The sequence below is a fragment of the Olleya sp. HaHaR_3_96 genome, from assembly GCF_019278545.1.
Taxonomy (GTDB): Bacteria; Bacteroidota; Bacteroidia; order Flavobacteriales; family Flavobacteriaceae; genus Olleya.
Genome location: NZ_CP058987.1, coordinates 2,877,414 through 2,892,383 on the forward strand (window position 1 = coordinate 2,877,414; position 14,970 = coordinate 2,892,383).

Genomic DNA, 14,970 nt, shown 5'->3' on the forward strand with positions numbered 1-14,970 from the left:
ACGAACAATTAAATACTAAGCACTTGTTATATTTATAACTCCTATTAATGTTTTAGCAAGCATTATCATAACCGCTCATTCATTTTTAGGTTTTTTCGCCTTCTCCATGGACACTTTAAAATCGTCTATGTTGCCATGTAATTTTATATTGAGGTAACGTACTTTTTTATTAGGGTCGATTTCTATAATTTCGTCATCTTCCATGTCTCCTGCTTCACCATTGTTTTTTTTATTAGCAAATAGTTTGTAACGTGCTGCTTGTTTTATTGTTTTCCAAGGGATTCTTACATAATATTCGATATTATGATTGCTATCTTGTGTTCCTGACAACTCCAAATGTCCCAACGTAGACTCAATAGTCATATTAGGTATTGTTATGCGTCCATTAGTAATATCTAAATGATTTCTGAGGGTATCAAATTTTATGTTTTTAAGATTTTTATCTCCCATATAATCTGATAACATAGAGATGGGATCGTAATTTTGTAATTTACCATTAAGTACTTCTACATCCATATGAATTTCTGATTGGTCCAAGTCTGGAACAAAATCTGGATAGACTCTAATTTTTCCTTTAATACGAGAGGAAACGGTACCTTTTAAATTTTCCGACACTAAATGATCTTGGCCAAAGTTTTCAAACTTAAACAGTAGTTTATCTATATCGACATGCTCTGCAACTAAATCGGGCTTCATGTAAATATGTTTTGGATCACTTCCATTAAAATAACCTGACATTTTAAAGTTACCTCCAGCTGCATCCATACTAAAGGTATCCACATGGATATAATGATTTTGTGTAGTGCGCAACTCCGCCTTAATATTTTGTAAATCTATACGATGATATATAAAATGACCGACATTTATATCAAATGTCATATCTGTAAATGGCAGTTGATAAAGATTAAAAGCGTCTGCGTGGGCTTTAACATCTGTAGTTTCTGCTTCTATTTTAGCTGTTGTTATTGGAGTTGCTGTTGTCGGTGACGTATTAAAATTAAAAAGTTGATCAAAATCTATATAATTTGCTTTTAATGCCAGGTAATTGTCTCGTTTTTTTATAGCCTCAACGTCACCTAGATAATAGTTAAGGTCTACACCAAAAATAGTTCGACCTATTTTACCATTAAAATTTTGAATGACCAGGTGATCATCTTCGTAATGAAAACGTCCTTTAAAATTTTGGAATCGTAAAGGATGCAAATGCATTTTAGTATTTAGTTTATCAAGATCTAGATCTATGGAGTGTAATGCTGAATCTTTATAGTGCATACTAGAATTTAGGTGTAAGACTAGTTTTTCGAACTCTTCGTGACGATAATCTTTAGGGACATAATTCTCGCCCTGGTATGAAAATATATCTTCTAAGCGTAGTAAATCGGAGGTTAACGTAATGTCTAAATCGACATCTCCATTAAGTTGGTCTTGCATCCAAAAACCATAATTATAGACTTGGCCATTAAAATGAAAATCTGAATCGTCAATAAAACCGGTGAAATCTACAATTTTGAGGTCTTTTTCGCCAATAAGAAAATCAACATGAAAGTCATGTAATTTATGTGGGTAATGTTTAAGTTGCGCATGAAGACTATCTATAAAAAATTCTCCTTGTGGTAAGTATTGAGATTCTGTAAAGCCCTTAGCAGATGATTTAAATGAGAAGCCAGTACTTAAATTTTTAATCTGTTCGTCTATACCTGTACTGTCTATCACAGAATAACGGGTTATTTCTGAAATATCAAGTAGATTTGATTTAATCTCTAAATGCGCAACTACAGGCGTGTTGGTGTGATGTATAATAGCAGGAAGATCTGATAAGTATCCTGTTATGGATACATCAGATTTACCCAATACCATATCAAATTGATCAAGCGTTGCTTTTTTACCATTCATTATAAGGTGCGCATCGAGTTGTTTTAATGGTGCAGGAAGCTCTGCAGAAGAGACACTTAGATTGGTCACTTTCAACTCTGTGAAATAGGCTTGATTAAGTGTGTTGAGTGCCAGTTCAGGATGGTCTAGATCTATAATATCGTGAAAATTCATTTCTAACGACACATTTCCAGAAGCGTTTTCTATGTCTGTGAGGTTAAGAAAACTGGCCATAAACTCTAAATTAAAGTCAACATTTAATTGCATATTAACTTCCGGTTCTTCAAAATTTTCAACAACAAGATTACCTAAAAACGTCCCTGTTTCTAGTTTGGCGGTCATCTCTGTTAATGAGAATTTCATTGTACGTAAATTGCGTTCTTCTCCATTGGTAAAATGGCCACTAAAACCCATATCGTCCACGCGTTTCCCTTTATCTGTATTTTCGAGAAAAGCCTCACTAGCACCAAAATGCACATCAAAAAAGGGCATTTGTTGGTTGCGTGTTGGTCCTTTAACCATAGCATTGAAATAGATTTTCCCGGCATTACGGTAGCGTTCCAGAACAGGTATCACATCTTCTGGCGCAAAAGCAATAAGCATATCAAAATTTGGCTTGGTCCCTTTTATCGAAAGATCAAGGTCTATATCATTTTTAGTATCTATAGCGCCTTCTATCTCAAAATCACCGTGTTCCATTTTAACACCTGAAGGTTTAACGGTAAGCAGTCCTGTATTTTTATTGAGTGCGAGGTCTGTATGAAGTTCAAAATGTTTGTGACGGACATAGGTGGTATCTCCATTATCAATCAAATTCATTTCAAATTCGGTATCTATATGACCAGAAATCAGTTCATTATTTATAGTAAATCCACCTTCACCTTCATAAATAAAAGTTTCTAGATCTGTATTTTCGGTTTCATCTTTTTTATGAATATCTAGATTATGTAACTGAATACGCTGTAGTTGGATATTTACAAAGTCGTCACTTGCTGCTTCTGTGTCCTCAAAAGATTCTAAAGCATTTTGAAGGTTGATTGTTCCATCTTTATGTAGCACAATATCAAAAACCCCTTCTTCTATAATAAGTGACCGAATATTATAGTTTCCGTTTATAATATCCCATATATTGAAACCCGTATAGATGTCGGCAACATCTAGGATTGGTGCTGCAGTTGTGTCTTTAGTTTCATAAATCTTGACATCATCTACCTTAAAAGAAATATCAGGAAAGTTGTTGAAAAGTGACAAATGGGTGTCACCAATCGTAATCAAACCTTGGTGTTGTTTATTTAAATCAGCAATTTCATTTTGAATAATATCGTCTTGTTCTGAATAAATATATAATACTACGGTACTAAAAAGTAGTATTGGTAGTAAGATTATAATAGCAATAAATCGCCACCAGAATTTCCGTTTCTTTAAGAATTTTAATTTCATACTATCATATTGGGACTATTTAGCACTAACATATAAATGCTAAAAGATAGTAATATAATACATATACTCACTAAATAACGACTTATGTTTTAATTATTCAAATAGTGGTTTAACCTTGTAGTGCGTCTTTATCTGTAAGATGTCTAAAAGTAATAGTTTGCGCATTATTTATTAGAAAAACTAATGTCAAAAACAATAGTATAACAATTTTTAATTGTAGATGTTGAATATACCTGAAAATAAAATACATAATAAGTATTTAGTTATCAGAGGAAAAAAACTTCTTGGTTTATTGTTGAAAATTAAAGCGCGTAATTGGTTATCACACACATTGCACTACTCTCATATCCTTTCGACTGTACTCAGGACAGGCTATTTGCGTGAAAATCGGGTTCTATTAGCATTGTAGAGACAATTTATATAGACAAAAAATAAAGTAAGAAATGTCTTAAATTTTTGCTTTTACCAAAGCTCAAGTTATGCTTTAGCTTTGCTCAGGATGGGCTTCAGCGAAGAAGATTATAGTACAAATTATATATGATACAAAGAGTTGTAATTTAATGGTTCATGATTTTTGAAATACGGACGTTATCAAGAAGATTGAGAACTCCAATTTGTACTGTAATTAGTCGAAATATCTGCGTGAGATTCTAAACACAAAGTTCTGAGATAAGTATTCTTGGTATTAGGTCCTTTTCTTTTAACCAGCGTTTAACGTCGTTATTTTCTAATATTTTTGACATATTTAGTTTAGAAGAAAAAACAATTATAAAAATCATTTTGTAATTTAATAATCAGAAGGGATTACTAAAAACAAATTAAACCTCCCCCTCAAACCTCATAAAAAGGAGGACGTTTAAATAGTTTGATAAGCTTATGGTTAGTCTGCTTAGAAAAATTACTTAGCAGAATTAAAAAAAGGATAATATACAGCCAATAGGTTTCACTCAAATTAGCATAATACGTCAGAAGCAAAATAAAAAGACCTGAACCATAAAACATAAGGTTGAGCCATGATTTATTCAAATAGTGTTTTCGCAGTATTAAAAAGCTCCCAATTAACAATAAACCAAGAATAACAAAGCGCCAGTTAGAATTATAATTAATCGATCCTAAGCCTATAAAACTAAAAAGAGATGCATAGCCTGCCCAACAGAGTGGACATTTAGGAAAAAAGAATAGAAATACAACAGATAGACTATTTAGAACACTAATTTTTTGACTCCCTTTTCTAGGTGTTTTTTTTGAACCAGAAGTCGTACTACAAGCGCAGGAGGTTGTTTTTAAAGGTGGCATATTAGATCCGTTTTAAGAGTGATACGTATTATTCTTCTAGAGTTGGTTTTGGTAGATTCTGATCCCATGAGGCTCTTCTAAGTAACCAGCTAAAGTCACCAGACAATTGACCACCAAATTTAGGGGACAGGTTTTTTGCATCATAAGAAATAGCAATACCAGCGCTAGAATGACAACCAATACAACTTTCCGTACCAAAAATACTTAAAGGTAAAGCACTCCCTTCAGACGTTGAGTTTTCCATAAGTCCCGCAATTTGATTGCCTTGCTGAAAAAAAGTTTCCATAGTAATATTAGTCAAGTAGGCTATATTAGGTACTCCTCCGGATTTATTAATCACACTTTCTGGTAAATGGTAGGCTGTAGCAGTACTTGTAGCTGGTTTCGCATTTTGATCCACAGGATATTGCGTATCAATCAATTGGTAATATTGCCAAACACTACCCTGTGCCTTAAAATAATCTTGCATCATACTATTAATTTGTCTCACACGGACAGGAATATCAACCATCCGCTTAGATTGTGTTTTCATGGTAGTGGAAGCAGCATAATAGTTATTAGTATCACTAGTTATGCTCCAGTAGTCACTATGCTCTGAGGTATGATGCTCATAAGTATTTTTACCATTAGTAGCATCCACATTTACGGGACAAATCTCGCAATCAGGATCAGTCAGTGTTGGGTGTATAACGGTAGTCTTACCATCAGAACCTACAATAACATTCTGATCCAAATTATCAATATGTTCAAACGTAGACCATACCCATTGCTTGCCTGTTGGAGTTTTCTGGCTAATATGAAAACCAATCAAGCCAAGACGCACTTGCTTTGGCTGTCCTGTGGTTTCATTAATAATATAACCTTTATCGGTCAAATAGCGGTCTTGATGTGGATCAGTATCCTTAAAAACGCGCCATGCCAGTTTAATCTCTGTAGCACCAAGTTCACCTCTATCATAGTTGCCTTTAGGGAAATTAGCTTCGATATGTGTCTTAGAAAATTCTAATTGACCGTTAATATTATAAAGTTTGTTATCTACAATATAATCAAACTCTTCTTTATTCATTAGTACTTCATAAACAACAACTTCACCATTCTGATCAAATAATTTACCGGCAAAAGCCTGATCCGTTTCATCCGCAATATTATGATGTTCGGGTTGTGTTGGTGTTCTACTACTTAGTATCACTCTAGAGTCACGATCTTTAAGCAAACTAGATTTTAGTCCTAAACCTGTCTGTATTCTTGGGCTACCCCAAGTAGCGGGTTGTTTCCCATCTTCTCTATAGACCTGAAAAGCTTCTTTCCAACCTAACCAGGCAGGTGATCCTGCATCTGTAAAGTTAGGTTTAGGGATGCCATTGTCGGATACAGGCCAATTAATAGCGATTAACGCTTGCCAACTATAAAGATTGTAAGTTTGATTAAGTTGGTAAATATCCCCAGCTTGTTTTAACTGTTCTTGTAACACAGGATCGACATCAACTGGTATATTTGGTGTAAAAACAACAGGTGATGGAATTTCCTCATAACGATTCTGATTACAGGAAGACAAGCTCATTCCTATAAGAAACAGACAAAATAAGCGAACGGGTGTCATATCTAAAAACGATTTAAAGTAAATAGTTGGTTTCATAAGTAATAGTTTTATAACGTGGATTTAGGTTTCAGGTTAAAAAGGGCATAAACATTTAGTGCCCTTTCTAAACCCTTTTTATCATAATTAGGCGCAAAATAATACCCCATTAATGTATCAGACGAATATTAATAGTAGGCTGTCCTATAGTGCGAAACGGAATTACTGGTCTTTGCTCATCCATATTCCCATTAGAAAGTTGGATCTCAACCTTCACTTGACCATTAGCCTTTTGTAGCTGTTCATGTTTAAATACAAAATCAAAACTCACTAAGGCTTGTTTCACACAGTTCTCACAATTGCCTGGATTGGTCGCCTGTAAAAAGAATCGTGTTTGCTGCAAAATGCCACCCAAATACAAAGACACCGTAAAAGAACCTGGTATTTTTATACGGTTCACATCCTTAACCCTAAGCGATACATAAGACAAATCACTTAACGTAAAAGCACTTCTATTAGATTGTCCTGTATCAGCAATACGTAGTAAGCTAATCTCTTCTGTAATAAATTGTTTGGTCGCTGTTAACGGTAATGCTGCCTCTACATAATTAACACCCATAGCGTTTAAATCAATGGTTTGATCTACTGTAAGTCCTAAAGACTTAGTAAAAGGATCTAAATTATTCAACCCAATACCATCAATCCAGTCCGTACTATCTCCACAGGCTTGGACATTCTTTTTAAAATCAGCAACGTTAGTCGTATGATGTAGTTTTTGCCAACGCCACATCAATCGGTCCCAATTGGCATGAAATAACCAAAATACAGGTTCAAAGCCAGTAACATCTTGGTTAGCAGTAGTCGCTCCGTTAATATTATGCACCATATCATGGGCATGCATTAAGGTCTCAGAACCAGACACAAATTGCCCCGTTTTATCTAACCCATTAAATGCATTCCATGTAGGTAATTGTATGATTTTATCCAAAAACATCTTGTTGGTATTAGTTGGATCATGTTGTGCGTCTCTAAAATAAGTCCATTTTTGAGTATTATAAATTGCTGCAGGATTACGGATAATACTACCATCGGCTTTTAAAGACCCATTGCTAACTTCAAACGGGTAAGCTTTTAAAAATTCTTCAGGAAGTTGGTAAGTGGATGTCGACGTTGGGTCCTGCGGATTTGAAGCTATAAACGGAGCTTTCGAAAATAACTCTGGATAAGTATCATCAGAAATATCCCAATACGGAAGCGTCACAGCCTCACAACCTGGTACAGAGCGTAAAGCATTTTCAAACTGGAGAATATAAGCTCTATGCCAAGCTAAAAACGGATGTATATGATGTTCACAATAAGTAACACCAGGATACCAATGGAGCCCGCCTAAAGTATAAAAACTATTAGGATCATCCTTAGGCAAATCCATAATACCCTTAAACGCTGTAATTAACGTTTCTTGCTCTTGGGCTGTTAAAGTATTAACGTTTTTTCTGTGGCGTAGACTAGTATCGTCTAAAATAGCAGCTTGTTTTGCTTTAAAAGCCTCTAAATCAGCAGTGTCTTTTGGACAACCATGGCTAAGCCAATTCCTAAAAGAAAATAATTTATCGTCATTCCATTTGGTTTTACCCATCGGCATAAATTTGTAATACACATAATAATATATTTTAGCACTTAATGCACTAACCTCTGTGTAGCTTTTAAGGTTTATAGTTCTGGACTGTTGCTTTTCTCCATCCGCGTGCATCATACAGTTATAATCCTGTTCATCGAAAAAATACTCCACCTCTTGGTCCCAAACGGGTTCGGCAATAATAGAAGTAAAATCAGGTTTGTTTAATTTTTCTTTGGTCATAATAGTGTTAGTTTAGTATAGTACAAATAAGGGGTTAACGGTCTTAAATAGTTTATTTTTAGCAAGTAAAAACAAACAATCAAATAATTACAAATCAACATATTAATAACTGATTTATAGTTAATTAGGTCAAATGTATCGTATTTATAAAAAATAAAACAGCGTATAAATACCCTATTTTTAGTTTAGGTATAAATAGTCGAGGTCAATAAAATTACTAGTGTGGATTAAAGGATGGTAATAGGTATATCACTTAAAATAGCCTCATCGGCTTAGATTAAACACAATAAAAAAGAGTGAATAAAAATATAATTTAGTAAGAAATAAGTAGCATCAAAATAAAGTGAGAAAACATACAGTTAAAAAGGAAGAGGATTATTTTAAATAGCTAGAAAATAATTGCATAACATAACATCAGCACGATTTAATAGCCAACCTTTTTAATCATTACAAAACTATCGTATTGAATAATTATTCTGCATTATTTTTTTCTATTATATCTTGTAAAGCGTTCTACAAGAGTACAAAATTACTCTGAGAGATAATTTCTGTACACCTGTTCTAATTGTACTATTGTTCAACCTTCTTATTAATTTGTGATGTTTAACAACATATAGTACTGAAATTTTAAATCGTGATTATTGATGGTTTATAAAACAGGTAGGCAAAATGTATACACATCATCTGGCAGTCAAAATAAATGATTCATAGGATCATTTATTTTGACTCTTGTTTTAGCCAAAATTTATCTGAGGTCATCTTGCCAACGTTTCATTTGGGTAAAAACGCACTGTATCTATTTGAACTTATAATTCAAGTTCAAGTATTTTTAATGTAAGTAGGATTTCGGTGTCTAATTCAATAATTTTATTGGCATCTATATTTTGTTTTTCAATACTTAGAATACTACTTGGGTTAGCTTCTAGTAGGCTCCCAGAGACTTCATCTAATTTATAATTCAAACCTATGGATTCTATATGTTCTCTGGTAACTTCATTATATTCTCTATCAATAAGGTTAGGCATAATTCGTTTTTCAGCGACACCACTTGGCGCTGGTACGGGAACAATTTTAAATTTTAAAGTTGCTGCAGCATTAGCATTCAGATTATATTGGTTAATGTTATTAGCATTAAGAGGTGTGACATTTGCTCTATATTTTGATCTTTGATAAGGTTGTTGCAGATTTGTGCTTTGATTATTAGATATATCCATATTTAGAGACACTTTAGCTTCCACTTCTGTTTCTGGAATTACATAAAAGGTAGGTTGATAACCGATACTTCTAATGAGTTGCATCAAACGTCTTTCTTCATTTATTATTACTGCCTCTTCATCGGAAGTCGCTCCTTCCTGCCCCTCAATGTCTTGTTGGCTTTCGATTTTATAAAGCTCCAAAGTCTGTCTCAATGAACCTTCGTCTAAAGCTGCTTGTGCTTCACCTACACCTCTACCTATAGAGGCTATTAACTCACCTAAAGGACCTGATAGTATTTCACTAAACTGTTTGATTGAATTATTCATTTTTACTAAATATTACGGTGATTAATTGATTATTTTGAATCGTACTGTTTATTGCTGGACTCTGCTTAAAAGATTCTCCTGATGGTACAGTACTCTGCTTTTGGTAAACAGGATTCAATCGCAAACCTTGATTGCTTAAAATGCGTCTTACAGCGGTTTCTGTAAAACCAATCAAATTAGGTAACTTACCAGCTTCGCTAACGGCTCTTGGGGCGCTTTCGATATCTAATATCACTTCACTAATAGAATTTCCATTAATCTCCTTAGCAGTTTCATGATTTAAAAATTGAAGATTGACACCATCTTGATCTCGATTAACCAAAGATTTAATTTTTAACTGAATATTAGAGAGCTTATAGTCACTGTTATTTAGGCTGTCTGCTAATTGAATCTCATTAACAATGTTGGTATACACACCACTAACTGGCATAGGTCGTAAATCAAAAGCAACGTCCTTGCTTAACGCGTCTATTTTTAATTGCAACTGTTTAACCTCAGTATTTTTTAGGCTTAAATCTTCTACAGCAGTATTGTATTTGGTATCTAAAGCTTTTATGGTCGCATTAGCTTCCAATCGTTCTTTTTCTGATTGTGCTTTTTCCGCACTACAAATTTCTAATTGCTCTAAATAGTTGTGTTGTTCTTTTTGAAGTAAGGCATAAGTATCTTGCAAAGCAGTGTACCCTTTAGCACAATGTTCAAGCGCTTGAATACTCTCCGTATAATTCCCGTTTAAAGCGTCATATTCCTTTTGAGACGCTTGGTACTTTTCTTCAAAAGGAGCTAAACGTTCTATGTCTTGTTTAGCATCATTTAAAGACGTTGTAAGGGATTCATTTTGTGTTTGTAATTGAGCATTTTTCTGATGTAATACTTCTAGTTCTTGTTGTACTTCATGTAATGCGGCTTGCAGTGCTTCCTTTTCCTCTTGGCAGTCGTTAGCATCATTGGCTAAACTTTTAAAATTAGCTTCTAAATCAGAATGCGCCTTACTTAAATCGGTGTGGGTTTTAGTCGCAGTTTTTAACGTATTGGTAACCTCAGTATATTGCTTTTGCTTTGCGGTTAATTGGGTTTTAGATTTGTCTAACTGTCCTTCTAACGTCTTAGTATTAGTGATGCATTGTTGTAATGAGGTATCAAGGAGTTGGTTTTGATACGCAAACGAGTAAGGGGAAGTTACTACTATAAAATCTTTAAAACCTTGCTGTTCTTTTAATAGATCTTCTTGCAACAGATAAGCGGTACCAAAATCAAAATGCAAGACACTCTGTTCTTCATCAAAATGAAAAGCATATAATGAGGTTAAAACCTGAAATTTCTCTAAATTATAAAGGTCCTTCTGGGCAATAATGCGCAGTTCTGGTATTTGATTGTTTTTTAAAATATTGAAAAAAGACAATAATGCTTTGGCTCTGGACTTTGTCGTTTCTTCAATACTTAAAACCCCTTTAGTGATAGTGTCGACATAAATAGAAATCCATGCATTTGTAGTAACCTCATAATATTGAATAAATATGGGTAATTTGGCTTTGGGCTTATTCTTTTCATCAAATAATGAAAAATCAATGCGTATGTTTTTTAGTTTACTGAGTGGCATAATATTAAGTGTTGCTAATAGCTACAGAGGTAAAAATGGTTCCACTGTTAGCTACAAAAATTATCGTTTTGTTGACATCGCCTGAGGCAATGGTTATGTTGGTTTCATAAACGCCTGCTCCATTGGTAAATCCTTCTTTGGAAGGCGAAAATAAAGGGGGTGTGATACTAGTTGCAGTATCATTTAATGCTAATGAAGTCGCTTCATCAAAATTAATTTCTACCTTTTGTCCTACAACAGGCTCATTGGTGGCGTAAGTCAACGTCACTTTAAGTGTGTAGGCTGTTGCCGAAATTTGTTCAACATCCATTACAATAAATACCTGAGGAACACCTTCATTGGGCATCACAGCTACAAACCGACCAGAAATAGTACTGGTAATTTTATTTGAAGCACTGTCGTTACTAGTTTTATTTTGTGTTGTAGTTGGGAGTTTATAGACTAAGGCTTGATGACTTTGTTGGGTCATCACATTGCTTTTTGTAAAGGCAGCAGTTTTTGCTAACTCAGGATTAGCAAGGCGTGCATTAGATGGTGTTGTTGACTCGGTTTCATTTACAACTTCAGAGATAACCTCTAAAGAGAAATCTAAGTAAGGCAATTGGTATAAGGTATTAGGTCGTCCATACTCGTCATAAGGCGACATATTTCTTAACTGATGCTGTGCCACATTAAGACTATCGGCTATGGATAGTAAAATGTCATGTAATGCTAAGGAGCTATTATTTGCTTGACTCATAATTATGCGTATTTGTCTTTTTTACGTTTTTGACGTGCTTCACGTTGTTGTTCTCGCTTTTGCGCTTGTTTTTTCTCGTCTCTAGATTTAATTTGTCTTTGTTTTCTATCCTCTTCTCGTTTCTCTTCGGCTTGTTTGTCTTGTTGGCGTTGGGCTTTGGCCTCTTCCTGCTTAGCCTCTTTTTTCTCCTGATTAGTTAATGAGGGTTTAGTCGCCTTCGCTTTGGCTTTTAGTTTGTCTTTAAGCTTTTGTTGTTTCTGCTCAAAAGCATCTTTTTCTTTTTGTGCTAACGTTTTAAAATCACGTTCAAAGGACTTAATGTCACTAATACCCTCTTTTGGTACCACATCAAAAGACTCTACCATGGATTGTTTTTGAAAGTCATCCCATTTTTTCTCAGACTTAGCTTTCAGTTTTTTAGCCTCCTTTTGTTGATCTCTTAATTGTCCCCATCGGTCTTTTATTGTTTTTGATTTCGGTTTCGGTTTGCTTTTTTTGGTTACTGTTCTGACTACCGAATCTTTTAGTTTAGATAAAATTGGCGCTTTGGGTGTATCTCTGTTTTCTGCCCAATTAGCTTTAGGTTTGTCACGATGTTCTGACCATAAATCCTTGGGGGTATCTCTATGTTCTGACCATAGATCTTTTGGTTTTTTTAGGACTTTGGTTTTAAAAGTCTGACGTTGTTTTTCCCACCTGGCTTCAAAATCATCTTTCTTGAAGTCCTTTTTAAAAGTCTTAGCGCGTTCAACTTGCTTTTTGGCAGTAGTAACTTTTAATTTCAGTGTGTTCCTTTGGTTTTCCCAATGTTTAAACTCTAGCTTTTTGGCAGCAATTTTGTCTTCTAATTGTCGTTTGGTTTCAAATTGTTGTTGGTCTTGTTTCCTTTTGGTTTCAAAGGAAGCAATAGGCTGATCAAAAGTACTATTAGCAGGTGCATCTGTAACATCAGAATCACCACTTAACGTTTTCATCTGTTTTTCTAAAGCTTGGCGCTCTGCAATTAAATTTTTAAGCGTATCATCAACTTGTATTAAGTCTTCAAGTGACGCCTTTAAATCTAGTGCTGAGGCTGAATCCTGTTCTGGTGCTTTAGGTAATAATGTTTTCCAATTTTTAGCCATAGAGTATCTTAATTTGTAAGGTTAGCTACCAGAGTCTTCTTTTAATAAGGCTTGCAAGCGACTTTCAAAAATAATAGGTACAGGCACGGTAACTAGCTTGGTTCTAAGCTCTGAACTACCACTGGCTTCAAATTGGTATTTTTGAGAATAACTGGCGTTGACAGCAGCAGAAACATTGGTAAAACCAGTGCTATAGCGTCCTTTAACTTCTGCCGAAAGACTTAAATCCCTTTCTTCTTGGAAACGCATATCCATTTTTATCGAAATATAGGATTCTACGAATTGATAAAAAGTGGGTGTAAAGCCTAAAGCTAATAAACTAACACCCGCTTCTCCTTCTTTTAATACGATTAAGGCTGTTTCATCTTTTTCCATTTCACCATTGGCATTAAGCTTATGACCACTCATCATTTGCGCAATACGAATAGATACTCTGTCTAAGGCATATTGTGCCTCAGCAATACCAACTCCCAAATTTTTAATCATCTGCGGAAATGGCACGTTTAATAATTCTTTACCTATGTTCATAAGATCGTATTTAATTTATGTATTGATTACTCAGCTGGTGCTTCTGTAAATTCTTCTTCCATCATCTTTCTAATTCTTTCTTCCAACACTGCTGGTGGCGGGATAGGAACTAGTTTGGTTCTTAATAGACTACTTCCTTCAGCAGAGTAACTGTATTTTTGAGAGTAACTAGCATTTACCTGAGAGGTACTAACATTACTTTTACTAGCATTTGGACTACCAAATAACTTAGCAATACCACCACCTACGCCTCGACTACTTTTATTAGTGGATGATCGATTAATATCAACAGATGAAGAAGCCTCATGGGTATACTTAATAGCTATTTTTACTTCGATAATAGTGTCTACAAATTGATAAAAGGTTGGTGTAAAACCCAACTCCATCATAGATAGTCTTTGGGGTATGGAAATAGTTAATGTACCAGAAAGACCATCATTTAGCTTTATTTTTTTTGCCTCTATCTCGCTAATTTCTTGATACTTAGCGTTGTTATTGCTGTCATAACCAATAAATACTTCATACTTATGTGGTGATGAACCTGTTTTATAGACTTCCGAAATTACTGTGCCTAATACAGTTTTAACTTGACTTGTATCTTCTGCGAATTTACCTGCCAACTGTGTCTCAATTTGTCCTTTATAGAAAGCATCTTTGCTTTCATTGTAATTTTGTACCGCTTCTTGGTAGGTTATTCTTTCTTTTCCAAAAAACACGCGACTGTCTTCAAAAGTTATATTCCCATTATCATCAGTAATGGTTTTAAGACCTCCCATCATTTCTGCAACGTCTATAGAGTTGGCGTCTAATGCCATTTGCCCTTCTGCTATAGATAAGGCCATTTCACGAATCATGTCGCCCATGGGCACATCTAGTAATTCTTGCCCAATTCTTGGTTTGTTTCTGCTCATAATTTTTGTATTTTAAGTGTTACTATTTATTTTAACTTTTTGGTTCTATGTTTATAATTCAGGCTTGATCGTTTTTAGCATTTCCAAAAGGTTTTCTGGCGGAGGTAGTGATACCATTCTGGCGGCAATACTAGAGGATCCACTTGCAGACTGATCAAACTTACGACTGTAGGACGCGCTTACTGATGCGGCTACAATACCAAAATCGGCTTCCACACTGGCACCTACCGAAAAGGCTTCTGATTCTGCCATAGAAAATTCCATTTTCATTTCAAAACTAGCTTCAGTAAAGGCATAAAAAGTCGGTACAAATCCTAGTAATAATAAATTGGTCGTTTCTCCATTAATCTCAACACCTTTTTCTGCGAGTGCCTTTAGCGTTTTAATAGAGTTCTCATCTAAGGCAGCTTGTGCATTGGCAACAGATATTCCCATTTGCTCTATCATTTGATGTAAAGGCGCATTGGTTATTGAATTTGTTATAGTGGCTATAGCTCCCATAA

At 34.7% G+C, this 14,970-nt stretch carries 10 protein-coding genes; all 10 read right to left on the reverse strand.

The window, feature by feature from the left end; all coding sequences use genetic code 11:
• Window positions 1-75: 75 nt before the first annotated feature.
• The 10 genes from H0I26_RS12630 to H0I26_RS12675 all read right to left on the reverse strand — a co-directional run bounded on the left by H0I26_RS12630 (window position 76) and on the right by H0I26_RS12675 (window position 14,968).
• The gene (locus tag H0I26_RS12630; RefSeq protein ID WP_218699398.1) at window positions 76-3,312 is read right to left on the reverse strand and encodes an AsmA-like C-terminal region-containing protein; all 3,237 of its coding nucleotides are present in this window, start codon (window positions 3,310-3,312) and stop codon (window positions 76-78) included.
• Between the two features lie 1,324 nt (window positions 3,313-4,636).
• On the reverse strand, window positions 4,637-6,244 hold the full coding sequence (locus H0I26_RS12635; RefSeq protein WP_218699399.1) for a hypothetical protein: 1,608 nt from the start codon (window positions 6,242-6,244) through the stop codon (window positions 4,637-4,639).
• A 109-nt stretch (window positions 6,245-6,353) separates the two neighbouring features.
• On the reverse strand, window positions 6,354-8,042 hold the full coding sequence (locus tag H0I26_RS12640; protein WP_218699401.1) for a tyrosinase family protein: 1,689 nt from the start codon (window positions 8,040-8,042) through the stop codon (window positions 6,354-6,356).
• Window positions 8,043-8,848: 806 nt separating this feature from the next.
• Window positions 8,849-9,565, reverse strand: a complete 717-nt coding sequence (locus H0I26_RS12645) for a hypothetical protein (RefSeq protein ID WP_218699403.1) — start codon at window positions 9,563-9,565, stop codon at window positions 8,849-8,851.
• Window positions 9,558-11,165, reverse strand: coding sequence for a PASTA domain-containing protein (locus H0I26_RS12650; protein ID WP_218699405.1), 1,608 nt, complete (start codon window positions 11,163-11,165; stop codon window positions 9,558-9,560). The genes H0I26_RS12645 and H0I26_RS12650 overlap by 8 nt, the downstream gene beginning before the upstream one ends.
• A gap of 4 nt (window positions 11,166-11,169) precedes the next feature.
• The gene (locus H0I26_RS12655) at window positions 11,170-11,904 is read right to left on the reverse strand and encodes a hypothetical protein (protein WP_218699407.1); all 735 of its coding nucleotides are present in this window, start codon (window positions 11,902-11,904) and stop codon (window positions 11,170-11,172) included.
• Between the two features lie 2 nt (window positions 11,905-11,906).
• Window positions 11,907-13,028 carry a hypothetical protein gene (locus H0I26_RS12660; protein WP_218699409.1) on the reverse strand — a complete coding sequence of 374 codons (1,122 nt, stop codon included), beginning with the start codon at window positions 13,026-13,028 and terminating at the stop codon, window positions 11,907-11,909.
• Between the two features lie 21 nt (window positions 13,029-13,049).
• Entirely contained in the window at window positions 13,050-13,556 is a 507-nt protein-coding gene (locus tag H0I26_RS12665) for a hypothetical protein (protein WP_101018562.1), read from the reverse strand.
• Window positions 13,557-13,582: 26 nt separating this feature from the next.
• Window positions 13,583-14,467: a hypothetical protein gene (locus H0I26_RS12670; RefSeq protein WP_218699411.1), complete on the reverse strand. Its 885-nt coding sequence runs from the start codon at window positions 14,465-14,467 to the stop codon at window positions 13,583-13,585.
• Window positions 14,468-14,518: 51 nt separating this feature from the next.
• Window positions 14,519-14,968 carry a hypothetical protein gene (locus tag H0I26_RS12675; protein ID WP_101018563.1) on the reverse strand — a complete coding sequence of 150 codons (450 nt, stop codon included), beginning with the start codon at window positions 14,966-14,968 and terminating at the stop codon, window positions 14,519-14,521.
• Between the last annotated feature and the right edge of the window lie 2 nt (window positions 14,969-14,970).